The 409-nt window shown below is 64.3% G+C and carries 1 pseudogene; it reads right to left on the bottom strand.

What is annotated here, in order from left to right:
• Window positions 1-409 (bottom strand): annotated as a pseudogene (locus tag A9K58_RS18810) (ShlB/FhaC/HecB family hemolysin secretion/activation protein); the annotation flags it as partial.

Here is a 409-nt window from a genome sequence, read left to right as displayed (position 1 = left end):
GCTCGGATCGGCCCAGTAGCGCTTCTGCCCGAACGCGGTGGCGTCACTGCCGTAGCCGAACAAGCGACGCGTACCGGCCACCAGCTGGGTGTTGATGCTCAACTGATCCTGCTCGCCCTGGCGTACACCGACAAACGCCAGAGTGATCGGCGCGTACCTCAGCGGCGTCTTCAGGCTCTCCTTGCCCATCTGCGTGTCTTCCTCGGTGTCCTTGAAATCCACGCCGAGGCTGAGCTGGCGCCACCACTGGCTGCTGCCCGGCAGGCGGTAGTTGAGCTTGAGGCCGATCGAATGGCCGTTGCCGATCACATTGGTGCCGGTGCCGGTACCGACCTGCCCACCTGCATTCAACACGCGGCTGTCGGATCTGTAGCCGGAGGCTTCCAGGCTCCACGGCGTACCTTCGAAC

This window comes from Stenotrophomonas maltophilia, assembly GCF_001676385.1.
Taxonomy (GTDB): domain Bacteria; phylum Pseudomonadota; class Gammaproteobacteria; order Xanthomonadales; family Xanthomonadaceae; genus Stenotrophomonas; species Stenotrophomonas maltophilia_J.
The sequence above is the reverse complement of the archived record's forward strand: the minus strand, read 5'-3'. Positions and strand labels throughout refer to the sequence as shown.